The following is a 13,304-nucleotide window of genomic DNA, read 5'->3' as shown; positions in this document are numbered from 1 at the left end:
CGTCAGACTCCCGTGACCCTGGTTTGCGTGACCGTCGCGAGCAGCGGCGTCCCGGAGGGCGTGCAGATCGCTTGGCTATCGATCAACAGCAGCGGCAAGCCGTTGCTGGTCACCCTGGTTGCGGCCGTGACGTATTGGGCCGTGACGCAGGGACCGTTGCCGGACGGAGGCGGCGGCAACGTGCACCCCGCGACGGCATACAGACTAGTCATCGGCACGGTCGGCTGCCCACTCACCAACACACGCGGATTCGGCGCCACCGGCGTCGCCTGCCCGGCATGGCTGCACAGCACCGTCGCCCCCAGATGCAGTAAGAATCCCGGCATATGATTCCCTCCCACTCAGACAATCGTGAGGGCGCCGTTATTGATCGTGACCGCCGGGCCTACGAGCGTCACCATCGCACCCTTCCCGTTTTGAATGTAAATGCCCGTGTCGTTGACGATCAGCGTGGCACCCGTCGCGCTTTTCAGCATGATGCCGCCGGTCGGGCCCGGCACGTCGCTGATCACGATGGCATTCTGAGCCGCCGTCTGAATCACCATGTTCGGGCTGACCGGAATACCCGCCAACCCCAGGGCCGGGACCTCGGCCACGCTGCCGTACCAACAGCCGCTCCAGATCGGGTAGTCCGGATTCCCCTGCTCGAACTCCACCCACACCCCCGCCCCAATCTGCGGCAGCATGTACACACCCATTTGTTTGCCGCTGGCGGGAAAACAGGGCATGGCCCAGGAGGTCGGAATCAACCCCGCCACATCCGGCACCTGCACCTGTAAGCGCCCCATCTGCATGGGATCGATATTGTTCAGCACCGTCCCGCGATACTTGCCATAGTATTTGTGTGTGTCTGTCATACCGGCACCATCGGTGTGATGGAGACCAATCCGTTCCGCGTGAGACGGAAATTTTGTTTGCAGCTCCCGCGCTTGATCGTCGTCGTGACACTGTCCACATAGTACAAACCGTCAAAGGCCAGCCCTGCGCAGCGTACTCCCACCAGGCTGCGAGCCTTCAGCAGCCGGCCGTATCGCGCCACATCCAGCGACCCGCTGCCGGTCACCGCCTCCATCGACTCACTCGCCGCCGTCAGGCCCTCACCGAGCGCTTCGGGCGCGGAAAGTTTCCCCGTCGCCTTGAGGATCGACAGTTTGGTCACCGGCGGTCCCACCAGACCCAGCGGCGGTTGCAGCGGGTTGATGTCGGGAATCGGGATGGGAATGGGCACCTTCGTCAGCGCATTGTGAATCATCACGATCGGGAGATCCTTCTTGGTCGAGTTGAATTGAAAGTTGAGCGACTCCACATTGCGATCGAAGTCCATGTCGACGTTCAAGGCCGGCTGCGGCACCCCGACCTTGATCTGCGGGCCCCAATAGGCGGTATTGGTGCCGGGGACCGGTCCCGGCTCGACATAGAAGACATAGCCGGCCTTATGCGCCAGCTCACGGATGTAGTTGAGGTCGGTGTCTTGTTGGGACGGAATCCGCATCGTGGGAATCGGCACATCAAACACGATCGGTGGAATCACGAGCGGGATCATTCCGAACACCGCATATTTCGCCAGAATGGTCATGACCTGCACATTCACCGGCATGGCAGGAAACGGCAATCCGTCGAACGACTGGAGGTCCATGACCTTGGTCAAGTCCTCGCCGGTGATCGTGAGCGTCGACTCCCCCGGCTGCTCGCCGGAGCTGATTTCCTGGGTGGTGATCACCCCATCCATCAGCACGTGGGGGATGAGGTTGATCGTCGCCACCAGGACCACGCGCATGAGCGGCATCCGGGTCGCCGCGACGAGGAACGCCTGCTGCAGCGGCGACTTGTTTTGAATCGTGAACTTCAATTGGAACCCGCCGGCAGTTCCGGTTGCGCTCGTCACCTCGACGTCGGTCAAGGCCTCCAGGACCGGTTGCGGAACCGGAAAGGGCACCACCGGCCCGGCGAGGACTGTCAGGTGAATGCCTTTAAGCACCGGGAACTCCCGTTGTATTCTCTGGCAACGCAATATCGATGCGGCGGTCGAGGGTCTCCGTGAGTTCGTCCGGCCGCACCGCGTCGTTCGCGTCGCACAACCGCCAATACTGCTCCGGATCACCCAGATAGGTGGCCGCCAGATGGTCCAGTCGCTCGCCGCCCGCCACCCGGTGTTGCTGCACCACGGTGAATCGATCGCTCCCCGGCACGAAGCGGCGTCGCAAGTACACGAGCATGGTGCCGTCGGCGGTCACGAGAGAGGCGGTCTTCACGTTGTAATACCGGCTGGTTGGCGGAAAGGAATTGGCCTTCAAGGCACTGTCCAGTAAGGCCTGTAATGGATCACTCACCTGTGTTCCCTCCTCTCATCCAAGCCCTGTCTCAAGAGATGCCCGTCAGTCCGAGCGCTCCCAGCGTGCCACCTTGGGCCTTCGCCCGCAGCCCTTCCTTCTGCTGCAGATAACTCATGAACAGGCTCCCGGCCTTGTGCGTAAAGCCCACGTCATCAATGGACAACACTCTCATCCCTAGGCTGACCTTCGCTCGGACCGGATTCAAATTGGGGTCGAACGCCTCTTCGGTCACACTGAACTCAGTCACCCGCACGGGAATCACACGGTTCTGGCCGAACACGAACAGCGGCAGGGCCGTCTCCATCGGAAGAATTTCCAAGGTGCCGAGACTGGAGAGGGTGTGGTTGGTCGTCAGTTGGCCCGTGCTCGGATAGAGCAGGGTCTCCAGCGCCGCCAATTGGGGCGCAATTCCCGCCTCCCCGACAACCGCATCGCCCTGCTCCATCCCGTCCGTCGCGTCGATTTCCGCCTCGAGCTTGATCGTCTCCACCGCCGGCCCCTTCAGTCGCAGCGCCTCCGACCGGTCCCCTCCCTCGCCGGCGCCCTGCACTTGCAGCGTGCGACTCAGCGAGTCCGGGTTGTATTGGAGCACAATGATCCGTTGGACCTGCGCCGTGGCGGGATCGATCAAGACGAGGCCGCCCTTGAGAAGTTTGGGGGAACCGGGAAAGGTGCTCATGATCCTGTGACTCCGTTAGAAACGCCGCACAAGGCCGACATTCAAGCCGGCTTTTTGCACATCCGTGAAATCATTTGGATTGACGCCCAGAGTCAAATTAGTTTCGAATTTCACGCCGCGCCCGATATCGACCTGAAAATCCAAGGTCAACTCACCCTGTCGTCGGAAGGTCAGGCCTTTGAAGAAAATCCCGGTGCCAAGCGCCAGCTTGTCAGCCATGTCAGGCTTGACTCCGGCAAAGCGGTAACTGTCCTTCAACACGTTCAAGCCCAGCGCGTAACGGCCCAGGGCATTTTGCAGGACGGCAGGTTCGTCGGGATGCAGAATCGCGGCTTGATAGAGGTGATGTCCGTAATCGAGCAGATTGTTGTCTACATCGAGTTTGAGCCTTTCCAAAAAAATGGGCAGATTGCGGAAAGCCGGTTCGTCCGTCTTTGGCTGGCGTTGGATTAAGCCGCCGTGCGCATCGCTCGCTTGAACCCTCGCCGTTGTCAGAACCGGTACAGGATCGTGGTGTGCTGTAGCAGAATGCGTGACGTTTACGGATTTACCGGTTTGCTGTAGGACGTGAGCGAGTTCATGGGCTAAGAGTCGCTGCCCCGGGCGAGTATGGGGCGAATACTGTCCGGCGCCGAAGACCACATCCCGTCCCACCGTGTAGGCCAAGGCATTAACCGATCGCGCAGACTCCGCCGCCGTGGCATCGGCGTGGATACGGACCTGGCTGAAATCGTGCCCGAAGCGCGACTCAAACAGACCGCGCGTCGCCCGATCCAGCGGGCGACCAGACGACGCCAACACGTCCTGCACCAACGGCGGCGCAGTGTCTGGAACGGCCGGACCTGAGGCCCCCCGCCGCTGCACCATCGCCGATGGTGCGCCGGGAGGGTGCGGCGCCGACGACTTGGCGCTTTTGCATTCCCGCTTGGTCAGCACCAGGAACCCATCCGGACAATGGTAGTCGTAAAAACAGAGCGGCGTCGCGGCGGGCGGCGTTTCGGTGACGAGCCGTCCCGGCCCCATGCCGACCACGATGTCCCTCGCGCGAACGATGACCCTGACCACGAGGCCGTCGCTGAAATGCACGAAGCAGCCGTAGTTCCCGTTGGCGATCGGCGGCTCGCAGGTGATTTTTTCCACCCTCGCCTGCGAAGTCGGCGTGATGTCGTGTTGCACGTACGTTTCGGCGGCCCGTTTGCTGATGCTCTCCGGATCGCCACGCCAACTCGGGCAGCGGCTGCCACCTTCGTCGGTCACACCATCTTTCGGAGCAGCCCCGTCGGAGGCCGGTTGCTCCCCGACCGGTGTCGATTCTTCCCCGGCAGCGCGGCTCAACAGGCCGTCCTCTCCGGAGAGACGCCGTTGCACCAGGGCACCGGACGATCTGATCGGAGAATCAGCCCCACCGGCCGGCATCCGCATCACCTGCTCCGCCACCCGATCCGCCTCTTGCTCGTACGCATCGCCCGGCTCGTTGATGACCAGCTTCGCCTGCATCGCTCCACCAAGAAGCTTCTTGCTCTTGCATTCCTTACACTCTCCACTGAAGCCGGCCGACCCGCCACAGGCACAGGCTCGCTGCAGCATGCGTTCGCGGGTCGGCGTCACCGCAAAGCTTGGAATGCCTGCCTGTCCAAGATACAGTCCGGCTTTCATCCTGCCCCTTACCCCATAAGACATCCAAGCGCGGCGATCGTCACCCGTAAAAACGCACAGCCTTTCCGTAGACGGCACCCTCGAGCTGGTAGAGGTCATGCGCGATCAGAGGGCCCTGACCAAGCTTACTGGTGAAAGGAACCGTACCGCATGTTTCTGCGCCGGCCGTGAGCGCCGCATGTACCGGAATCGTCCCCTTGGCAAAGAGGGCCACGAGGGTATTCGAATCCGGTGCGGTTTGCGGATAGAGGTCATGGGTCTGCGCATAAAACGCATCAAAGTCGGCGAACGACGGCTTGCTATCCCCATTGCCGTACAGGTTATCGATCTGGGGCACAGGATCGAGCCACTGCGTCTTGTCGGAAACGGACCAGGCAAAACAGTTATATGTCGGCGTGGAGGGTTCGATGACACACCAATCCCCCGACACGAGCCCAGGAAATGCCTGACTCACACCGGCCTCCCGCGGGTCCGTCGGATCCGGTTGCCGACCACCGAAACTCGCACAGTCACAGACCCGCATGATCGTGGACTGTTCACCTGCCTGCTGCACAACATGGCTCAATTCATGCGCAAGCAGCCGATTCCCTTCACCTGTCCCCGGAGCAAACCGCCCGGTGCCAAAAGCAATGTGATGCCCAACCGTGTAGGCACGAGCGTTGATGGACCGCGCGGATGCCTCAGCTTCTGCATCTGCATGCACCCGCACCTGGCTGAAGTCATGGCCGAAACGAGGTTCGAAGAAGGCCCGGGTTGCGGCATCGAGCGGCTGCCCTGGTGAGTTCAGCACATTGTGGACGATCGGCGGGGCTTCCATCACCCCAGTGTCGCCGCTTGTCGCTCGACGCTGGATCAGCGGAGTCCCGATATCGCGGTGCTGCCTGTTCAGCTCGGCGTCCGGCATCCGCATCACCTGCTCCGCGACCCGATCTGCCTCCTGCTCGAATTCGTCGCCCGGCTGGCTGACTGCCAGTTTCGTCTACAGCGGCTTGCCCAAGAATTTCTTCGTCTTGCACTCCTCACATTCTCCGGCGAGTCCCGCAGCTCCCCCACAGGCGCAGGCACGCTGAAGGAGGTACCCAGACGACGGACTACTCGCGGCGCGGCTGGTCGTTTGGAGCGCGGCCGTCTTGCTCATCGCATCAAGCCTTTACCAATGCCGTCGGCGACATCTGTACCGGTCAGGCGCGGGCTTGCCTCGCCGGGGATCGAGATCGCCTTCGTCCGAAGGTGCGGAACATCGCCCAGGCTCGCGAGCCGCTCCGCCATGCCCGGTTCCGCGAACAACAGCGCCAGCTGCTCTTGCAGCCCCTGCGCGATCGCATGCCGGTCTTCATAGCGAAACCCCTTGAGCGCGAGCTGATCGATCTTCACGATGACGCGCCTCATACCCATCCCCTCGTTTCGGCATCCGACAACGGCCGGTCTCGTTTGGCCGCCTCGCTGTGCGCCGCCTGCAGCAGATGCCCCATGCGCACCGACTCTCCGGCATGCGCGGCGAGAAACGCCGCATTCAGGGCGATGTTTCGGATATTCCCACCGGCCATGTGCAGCTTGGCGAGCTTGGCATAGTCCAACCCGTCGGTGGGTGTGGCCGCGGGGAACATGCTGCGCCAGATGGCCTCCCGCTGCAAGGCATCGGGAAAGGGAAACTGGATGACGAATCGTAGCCGGCGGTGAAAGGCCTGATCGAGCGCCGCCTTCATGTTGGTTGTGAGGATCGCCAGGCCGCGATAGGCCTCCATGCGCTGCAACAGGTAGCTCACCTCGATGTTGGCGTACCGATCGTGGCTGTCCTTCACCTCGCTGCGTTTGCCGAACAGCGCGTCGGCCTCGTCGAAGAGGAGAATCGCTCCACTCTCATCCGCCGCATCGAACAGGCGTCGCAAGTTGCGCTCGGTCTCGCCGATGTATTTGCTCACGACGGCCGAGAGGTCGATGCGGTAGAGATCCAGGTTGAGTTCGTTGGCCAACACTTCGGCGGCCATGGTCTTGCCGGTCCCGCTCTCCCCGGCAAACAGGGCCGTGATGCCCAGTCCTCTCGTGCTGCGATGGCCGAATCCCCAGTCCTGGTAGACGGTCAGCCGATGCCGTACCTGCGCGGCCATGGCTCGGAGCGTGGTAACTTGCGCCGGCGGCAAGACCAGCACCGCCCAATCGGCAGCCGGATCGATCCGTTGTGCCAACTCATCGAGTTTCAACCGGCCCGCCTTGCGGCAAGCCCGCCAGAGCAGTCCCTCCGGGCGTTCACCCCCGGCTAATCGACGGCGCAACTGCGCCCCGGTCTGCGCAATAGTCCCCGCGCTCAAACGGAACTGCCAGGCGACCCCATCCAGCGAACCATTGACGAAGGCCGCGTCCCCGCCCAGCGCCTGTTCCCAGAGGAGCCGTTGCTCGGCTGCCTGCGGACGATTCACCTCGGCCGAGATACCCGTCCGGTGAAACGTGGGCAACTCGGGACCCGTTACGAAGATAAGGCCGCCGAGTTGATCGATGAAGGTGCTCACCTGCTTTGGCACCTCACGCTCCGTGCATTCCACCACCAACGCCGCGTTGAGGAGCATGGTTTCCCGTTGCCACAAGACGGCGAGCGCTTCGATCTCCGACGGCGTGGCCGGCACCATCGATGCGGGCAGAACATAGAGGTGCAGGCCGAGAGCCGAGGCTACGGAGGTCGCCACGTCGCCCTGCCCCTCTAGATCGTCGCCGGTCAACAGAACCAGGCTCGACAGCGCCCCCTCTGTCTGGAGTGTGGACAGGACCGAGGCCGCTGTCTCTCGATGGGCCGTTGCCAGCAATTCACCGGCCCGCCTCATTCGCAGCAGCGGCCGCAGGCGCGGATCGAGATAATTGACGCCGGCCAGATAATGCAGCACCCGTTCATCGATGCGCAGCCGGGCCTGCGTCAGGCCCTGACTTTCATCGAGTTCGATGAGGCGCCAGCGGCGCAGCGGTCCGATCGGGGCCAGGGCGCTCCAGTGCGGTTTCTCCAACGCAGCCAGGGCCAAGCCGAAGGTGACGGAAGGGCGATGGCTGCCACCCAGGGCGTCGCCGCAGACCCGTGCCAATTCGGCGTTCATCTCGACTCCCGCGCAGAGCAACAAGAGATCTCGTTCGAATCGGCTCAAGCCGAACAGATGGGTCACCAGGTCGATCGCGGAATGGGACGCATGCTTGTCATCGATGTCGTTGATGGCCGACCTCCCGGCCTCCGCAGGTTCTCCCCCGGCGAATCTAGTCTTCAACCGGTCGAATTCCTCGACCAAACAACGTTGGTTGTCTTCGACCCAGGTCTCGTATGCCGTTCGCTCGCTCATGTGATCTTCACGCGGTAGTCGAAGAACGCCGGCGGCTGGGCCGCCAGGCCGATCAAGGGGCTGTCGATGCCGTCCACCCGCAGACGCGCGAGATGCTCGCCGACCGGCGCCTGCTCCACGACGAAGGTGAAGGAGCTTGCAGGACCGGACCAGGCCTCAGGCAAAAGCTCTCGGTCGCCGAGCAATAAAGAGACCTGTTGCCCCGTCCGCACATCCGGTGCGCAGGTCACAGTCACGCTCGCATTTCCGCTCCCATCCCTGGCCACCGTCATGGGGAGGGCGGTGGTGATCTCGGGTCCGAGCACCAACCCCAAATGGTTGCTGATCCTGGGTTGACTCTCGGTCGGACGCAGCACCTTCACTGCAACGTGATACAACCCCACAGGAAGCGCGGGGACCGCGGCCTCCAGCAACGTGGGCGAGTCGCCCGCCAGCGCTGCAACTTCCTGCATGACATCCAAACGGTCATTCACAAAGACGACGGCGCGCCCGGTGCCGTCCAAATGGTGCCCGGTCACTTCCACCGTCGCGCCCGGCACGGCAGTCGGCTGCCCGTCCTTGGACCGTATGGTCTGGATCGTCGGATAGGGCGGCAAGAGATCGGCCTGTACCGCCACGCCCTGATCCCGTTTGGTCACCGGGTCAACCGGGCCACGGCTGAGCACCGGCAAGGTCGGCTTCGTCGGCTTGGCCAATTCGATCAACACCACCGTGGCCACGTAGGCCGCGGTGGGTCGATAATGGGATTGCACGGCCGTCCAGAGTTTGGACATCTCTTCGCTGCTCAAGGGGTCGGGCACGATCTTGATCTGTTCTACTTGATCGGCCAGCCCGCAGTCGGCCAAGGCCCTGAGCGCAGGCGGCAAATTGCTATCCACGGCGGGGGACGGATTCAACGCGGTCGTGATGGCCTTGCGATCGAGCACCGGCGTCTCATGCAGCAGCTGCATGGCATAGCCGAGCAGAATTTCACTCCCCAATTCCTCGGCGCTGTAGGCGCTCACCAGGTAATGGAGGTCCAAGGCCAGCGGCGGATTGCTGAGCCGTTGCGTTCCCGATCCGTCGCGGGACGGCAAGGCATGGTTGCGCCAACCTGTGTTGAAGGTGACCTGATGGAGAAACAGATTCAGCTGGGTGCTTTCGGTGCCGTTGACCGGCACGACGCGATCCGGCGGTAAGGCGCTCACCGTCACGGTGCTGCCCAAGAGGCCGCTCACGTTGTGGTTGATCAAGCCGTCGTTGAGCAGATCCCGAAGAACGGCCGTGACGCCTGCAATGGCCAATGCCGTGCTCATGCCCGCCCCCCATGGCGGCGCGCCAAATAGTCTTCCAATGACATGGACGGTGGTCGCGAACCGGTTTTGCGCTTGGGGAAGGCCGGCGTCGATTGCGCCGTCACTTCGATACGTCCGATCGTGACCTGCACGGGAGGCTCCTCATTCAGCTGACCCTGTTTGGGCCCTTGTCCCGACTGTTCGGCCGGACACAGCGAGGGCGGCGCCGACAGAGCAAGTGATGGCTGCGCGTGCGGCGACCGTACCAACAGCAATGGAGGCGTCATGAGAGGCCTCTCCACCACCTCTGTCCGACCAGATCGTTCAGGCCGGTTCTCCGCCGATCGACGGTTCGGTTCCGGTCCCGCAGGGGCCACAGGCAGTGAGCGGGTACGGAGCGGAGGCTGCTGTTCGATACTCGTGACCTCGCTCCTGGCGGCGCGTCCTTCCGCCCTGATTGCCGTGGGCGATGGCTCGGCCACGGGCGGCGGCTGGATGACAGGAGCGGCCTGGATTCGACCCACCGGAGTCCCTGCAGGTAACGGCGCATCGATGGCTGAGGTCGATGGCGTGGTGGGAGCGACGCGACTGGGCGCTTCGGGCATCCGCCTAAGCACCTCCGCCGGAGCAGGCTCCGCCATCGCCGATTCATCAACGATCGAGAAGCCCGGCTGATCCGTCGCCGGTGCGAACATCGAACGAGGACGCGGTTGGACGGTGGGCAGGCTTCCGGTCTGCCGTTGAATGAGTCTGGTCAGGAAATCGCTCATGAGAGTGCCATCCCCACATAGAGGCTGCGGCGTTGTTCGCTCAAACGGAGGATCTCCCCTTCCGTCCAGCCATAGGTGCGGGCCAGGAGATCGATCTCCTGCAGCAGCCTTCGGCCACGCACCTGAACTTCGTGCCAGAGGAAACCGGCAACATCGAACAGGCTCTGCCACTGTCGCCCGCAGACCTGACAGGAGAGGTCGATCAGGATCTCGGCCAACGGATCGACTTCACTCAGCCGTCCCGTCAGGGCTTCCTGCAGCTCGTCCGTCCATTGCGAGAGGTCCAACATCTGCGCCCCACGGCGCACGCAGCGCGAAAGGATGAGGCGGCGCGCCGCTTCCAGATCCTGTACGGCGGCAGCATCGGCGAGGTCACGGCTGGTGGGTCCGCGCAGTTCCCAAGAGCGACCGCCCTGCTCCACGGTGGCCCAGATGGAGCTGGAGGTGGCCGCCGAGCCCAGCAGTCCTTCGCAGGAGAGGTCGAATTCGAGGCCGCTGCGGCAATCAGGGCATTCGGCGTAACTCTCGATTCGATCCCCGAAGGTGGCGCGGCGCAGTGCCAACAACCTCGCATCGCGCGCCCCCACCGACCAGTCGCAGAGGGACTCGAAGGACTCCTCAGGACAGGCGTACTGCAAGAGGAGCAAGGCCCGGTCGAGCGGATGCCGGTTCACCCCCTGCTCCCACAGATCGAGGACGGTTGCGGACGGCAGGCCCGCCTGTGGTTGCTGCGTCATCGTCACGGCTCCGTAAAGGTCGGCTCAGACGGTTCCGTCACCTCGTAATCCCGCTCCCAGCCCTCGTTTTCGAGCTTGAGGGTTTGAATCGCGACCGCGTTCGCATTGGCATCCAGATCTGGCTGGGCCTGATATTCCGACACCCAACAGCGGAAAACCTTGTAGGCGATCGCCAGTTGCCCCGCTTCGTTGTACAACTCGATGATGATGTCCTTGCGGAAATCCTTGAGCGAGACCTCCGATCCCAAGCCCGACCCGAAATTCCAAACCTTGTTCGCCCACTGTTCGAAGGCTTGGTCGTGGGTCACGCCGCGCTCTAAGGTGATCGCTTCATACTTGGTGCGGCCGGGCGACTTCCGGCTGGTGCTGGGGTCGCCGCCCTCGCGATGTTCCACCACTTCGGTCGAGCGCTTCAGCGCCCCGACCTTGCTGACCCCCGCAACGTAGCGCCCATCCCATTTGACCCGAAACTTGAAGTTCTTGTAGGGATCGAACCGATGCGTGTTGACGGTAAACTGCGCCATGTTTTCCTCCTATTAGGTCGCGATCTGGCCGGCCATCTGCTGCAGCTTGATGATCACGAACTCCGCGGGCTTGAGCGGAGCAAACCCGACGACGATGTTGACGATGCCGAGGTTGATATCGTTTTGAGTCGTGGTTTCCTTGTCGCACTTCACGAAGTAGGCCTCCTTCGGGGTCGTGCCCTGAAAGGCCCCTTGGCGAAACAGGTTGTGCATGAAGGCGCCTAGGTTGAGCCTGATCTGCGCCCAGAGCGGTTCGTCGTTCGGTTCGAACACGACCCACTGCGTACCGCGGTACAAGCTTTCTTCCAGAAACAGCGCCAGGCGTCGGACGGGTACGTATTTCCATTCGCTCGCTTCCGCATCAGATCCTACGAGGGTACGCGCCCCCCAAGACACGGTCCCGTACACGGGAAAGGTGCGAAAGCAATTCAGCCCCAGCGGGTTCAGCACGCCGTTTTCTCCGTCGGTCAGGGTGTAGGCCAACCCTTGCACGCCACTGAGCTTGGCCTCCGTCCCTGCGGGCGCCTTCCACACCCCACGGGCCACGTCGGTGCGGGCGTACAGTCCCGCGACGACTCCGCAGGGAGCAAATTGCCGCAGCTGGTAATTGTTCAGGGGGTCGGCGAGTTTGAGGCGGGGAAAATAGGCGGCGCCGTTCAGGTCGTGTACGGTCAAACCCGAGGAGATCCAATCGACGCCGGAGGAGACGTCGGCGACGTTCGGCGGACTATCGACCAAGAGAAATGCCCGCTTTTGCTTACAAAACGTCATGGCGGCACCGAAGATCGAGTTGGGGTCCACGGTCGGGTCGAGGGCACTTGGATTGCTCGCTTGGGATCGCGTAGCATCGGGGATACAGAGAATGTTGAACAGGTCGACCTTGTCCAACGCGTAGATGCCCGTAAAGAGGCTGGGGCTCCCGATCAAATCGGCAGTCAAGGGCAGTTTCGTCCCATCCACGCCGAGCAGCGCACCGGTCTGCGCGAGCGTCGCTCGGCCCTGCCCCACCCAATAATGTGCCACATTGGCTGACTTCACGACCCCCGTTGCCAGCTTGAGTGTCGCAGCGGCATCATCGGGGGCTCCCGCGCTGAACGTCATCTTTGCATCAAGCGCCCCGGGAACAAGTTCAGGCGGAAACAGCGCGTTGATGCGCACGCCTTTTCCACTGGCACTCGGCACACACCGAATCGACGCTCCAGGCAGAGTGGCCTGCAGTTTCAAATTCACCTTGGTTTCAAGAAGTCGACAGACCCCCGCAATCGAGGACGGGATCGGGTCTCCTGGTGCGATGAAGGTGCAGTCCACATTATTGATGGCGCCCGACGGCACGTCGCTGCTGATTTTGAGCGTATAGGTCTTATCGTTCTTGATCTGAGTGAGGTCGATGTCCCCCCCTACCGTTCCGGTTTCCATCGGCCGTCCCGCGGTCGCGTCCGGCACGGCCACCGACACGAGTTGCGAGCCGTTGTCCGCGTGATTCACCACCGCCACGACATAGTTCGTCTTGGTACTATCCATCGTGACGTTGGAAAAGACCTCCGTCGTGTTGGTGGATCGATCCGTGATGGTCAGATTAAACGCCTTCGCATCCGAGCCCACGGCTCCATAGTCCACATCGACGATGACGTTGTTCGCCCAGGCTCCCTTGCTGAGAGCGGTCACGGTGAGAGCTTGTTTGCTGCTCACTTGGTCGCCGTCCTTCAATGTAATTTTTCCTGCCACCGCATCGTTCTTCGGCACCCGCACAACATAGGCTTGCGAGCCGCCATTGTTGAAGAACTGCTGGACGGCGTAACTCACTTCGCTGTCGGCGGCGAGCCCCCCGAACGCGCGCTCGAAATCGGCAAAGCTGAGAATGCGGCTCGCGCGATGATCGAGACCGCGTGCGGTGTAGCCTACGAACGCCGTGATCGACGTGGCGACTCCGGTGATGGTGCGCACCCCGCTCGGCAATTCCTCGATGTACACACCCGGATAGGTTGGTTGCACTGGCATACTCATCCTCCTCGGC

At 62.5% G+C, this 13,304-nt stretch carries 15 protein-coding genes; all 15 read right to left on the bottom strand.

What is annotated here, in order from left to right:
* Positions 1 to 2 precede the first annotated feature (2 nt).
* Entirely contained in the window at positions 3 to 326 is a 324-nt protein-coding gene (locus HRU82_19130; GenBank protein QOJ36931.1) for a hypothetical protein, read from the bottom strand.
* Positions 327 to 341: 15 nt separating this feature from the next.
* Positions 342 to 857, bottom strand: a complete 516-nt coding sequence (locus HRU82_19125) for a baseplate assembly protein (protein QOJ36930.1) — start codon at positions 855 to 857, stop codon at positions 342 to 344.
* On the bottom strand, positions 854 to 1,978 hold the full coding sequence (locus HRU82_19120; GenBank protein QOJ36929.1) for a hypothetical protein: 1,125 nt from the start codon (positions 1,976 to 1,978) through the stop codon (positions 854 to 856). Before HRU82_19120 ends, HRU82_19125 begins: the two co-directional genes overlap by 4 nt.
* Positions 1,971 to 2,330, bottom strand: a complete 360-nt coding sequence (locus HRU82_19115; protein QOJ36928.1) for a LysM domain-containing protein — start codon at positions 2,328 to 2,330, stop codon at positions 1,971 to 1,973. The genes HRU82_19120 and HRU82_19115 overlap by 8 nt, the downstream gene beginning before the upstream one ends.
* Positions 2,331 to 2,361: 31 nt before the next feature.
* Positions 2,362 to 3,012, bottom strand: a complete 651-nt coding sequence (locus tag HRU82_19110; protein QOJ36927.1) for a hypothetical protein — start codon at positions 3,010 to 3,012, stop codon at positions 2,362 to 2,364.
* A 15-nt stretch (positions 3,013 to 3,027) separates the two neighbouring features.
* A complete protein-coding gene (locus HRU82_19105) occupies positions 3,028 to 4,035 on the bottom strand; it encodes a DUF4157 domain-containing protein (protein ID QOJ37272.1) in 1,008 nt (335 codons plus the stop codon).
* A 673-nt stretch (positions 4,036 to 4,708) separates the two neighbouring features.
* Positions 4,709 to 5,578: a DUF4157 domain-containing protein gene (locus tag HRU82_19100; GenBank protein QOJ36926.1), complete on the bottom strand. Its 870-nt coding sequence runs from the start codon at positions 5,576 to 5,578 to the stop codon at positions 4,709 to 4,711.
* A 69-nt stretch (positions 5,579 to 5,647) separates the two neighbouring features.
* Entirely contained in the window at positions 5,648 to 5,806 is a 159-nt protein-coding gene (locus tag HRU82_19095; protein QOJ36925.1) for a hypothetical protein, read from the bottom strand.
* A complete protein-coding gene (locus HRU82_19090) occupies positions 5,803 to 6,057 on the bottom strand; it encodes a hypothetical protein (protein ID QOJ36924.1) in 255 nt (84 codons plus the stop codon). The genes HRU82_19095 and HRU82_19090 overlap by 4 nt, the downstream gene beginning before the upstream one ends.
* Positions 6,054 to 7,985 (bottom strand): ATP-binding protein, encoded by a 1,932-nt coding sequence (locus HRU82_19085; GenBank protein ID QOJ36923.1) that lies wholly within the window; start codon positions 7,983 to 7,985, stop codon positions 6,054 to 6,056. The genes HRU82_19090 and HRU82_19085 overlap by 4 nt, the downstream gene beginning before the upstream one ends.
* Positions 7,982 to 9,280, bottom strand: coding sequence for a DUF4255 domain-containing protein (locus tag HRU82_19080; protein ID QOJ36922.1), 1,299 nt, complete (start codon positions 9,278 to 9,280; stop codon positions 7,982 to 7,984). The genes HRU82_19085 and HRU82_19080 overlap by 4 nt, the downstream gene beginning before the upstream one ends.
* Positions 9,277 to 10,029 carry a hypothetical protein gene (locus tag HRU82_19075; protein QOJ36921.1) on the bottom strand — a complete coding sequence of 251 codons (753 nt, stop codon included), beginning with the start codon at positions 10,027 to 10,029 and terminating at the stop codon, positions 9,277 to 9,279. The genes HRU82_19080 and HRU82_19075 overlap by 4 nt, the downstream gene beginning before the upstream one ends.
* On the bottom strand, positions 10,026 to 10,766 hold the full coding sequence (locus HRU82_19070) for a hypothetical protein (GenBank protein QOJ36920.1): 741 nt from the start codon (positions 10,764 to 10,766) through the stop codon (positions 10,026 to 10,028). The genes HRU82_19075 and HRU82_19070 overlap by 4 nt, the downstream gene beginning before the upstream one ends.
* Positions 10,767 to 10,768: 2 nt before the next feature.
* Complete coding sequence (locus tag HRU82_19065) at positions 10,769 to 11,290, bottom strand: phage tail protein (protein QOJ36919.1); 522 nt, start codon at positions 11,288 to 11,290, stop codon at positions 10,769 to 10,771.
* 12 nt (positions 11,291 to 11,302) lie between these two features.
* Positions 11,303 to 13,288, bottom strand: coding sequence for a phage tail sheath family protein (locus tag HRU82_19060; GenBank protein QOJ36918.1), 1,986 nt, complete (start codon positions 13,286 to 13,288; stop codon positions 11,303 to 11,305).
* Between the last annotated feature and the right edge of the window lie 16 nt (positions 13,289 to 13,304).

Origin of the sequence: Nitrospira sp., assembly GCA_015709715.1 — a bacterium.
In the GTDB taxonomy this organism is placed as follows: Bacteria; Nitrospirota; Nitrospiria; order Nitrospirales; family Nitrospiraceae; genus Nitrospira_A.
Note: the sequence above shows the minus strand (reverse complement) of the source record. Positions and strands in the feature narration are given on the sequence as shown.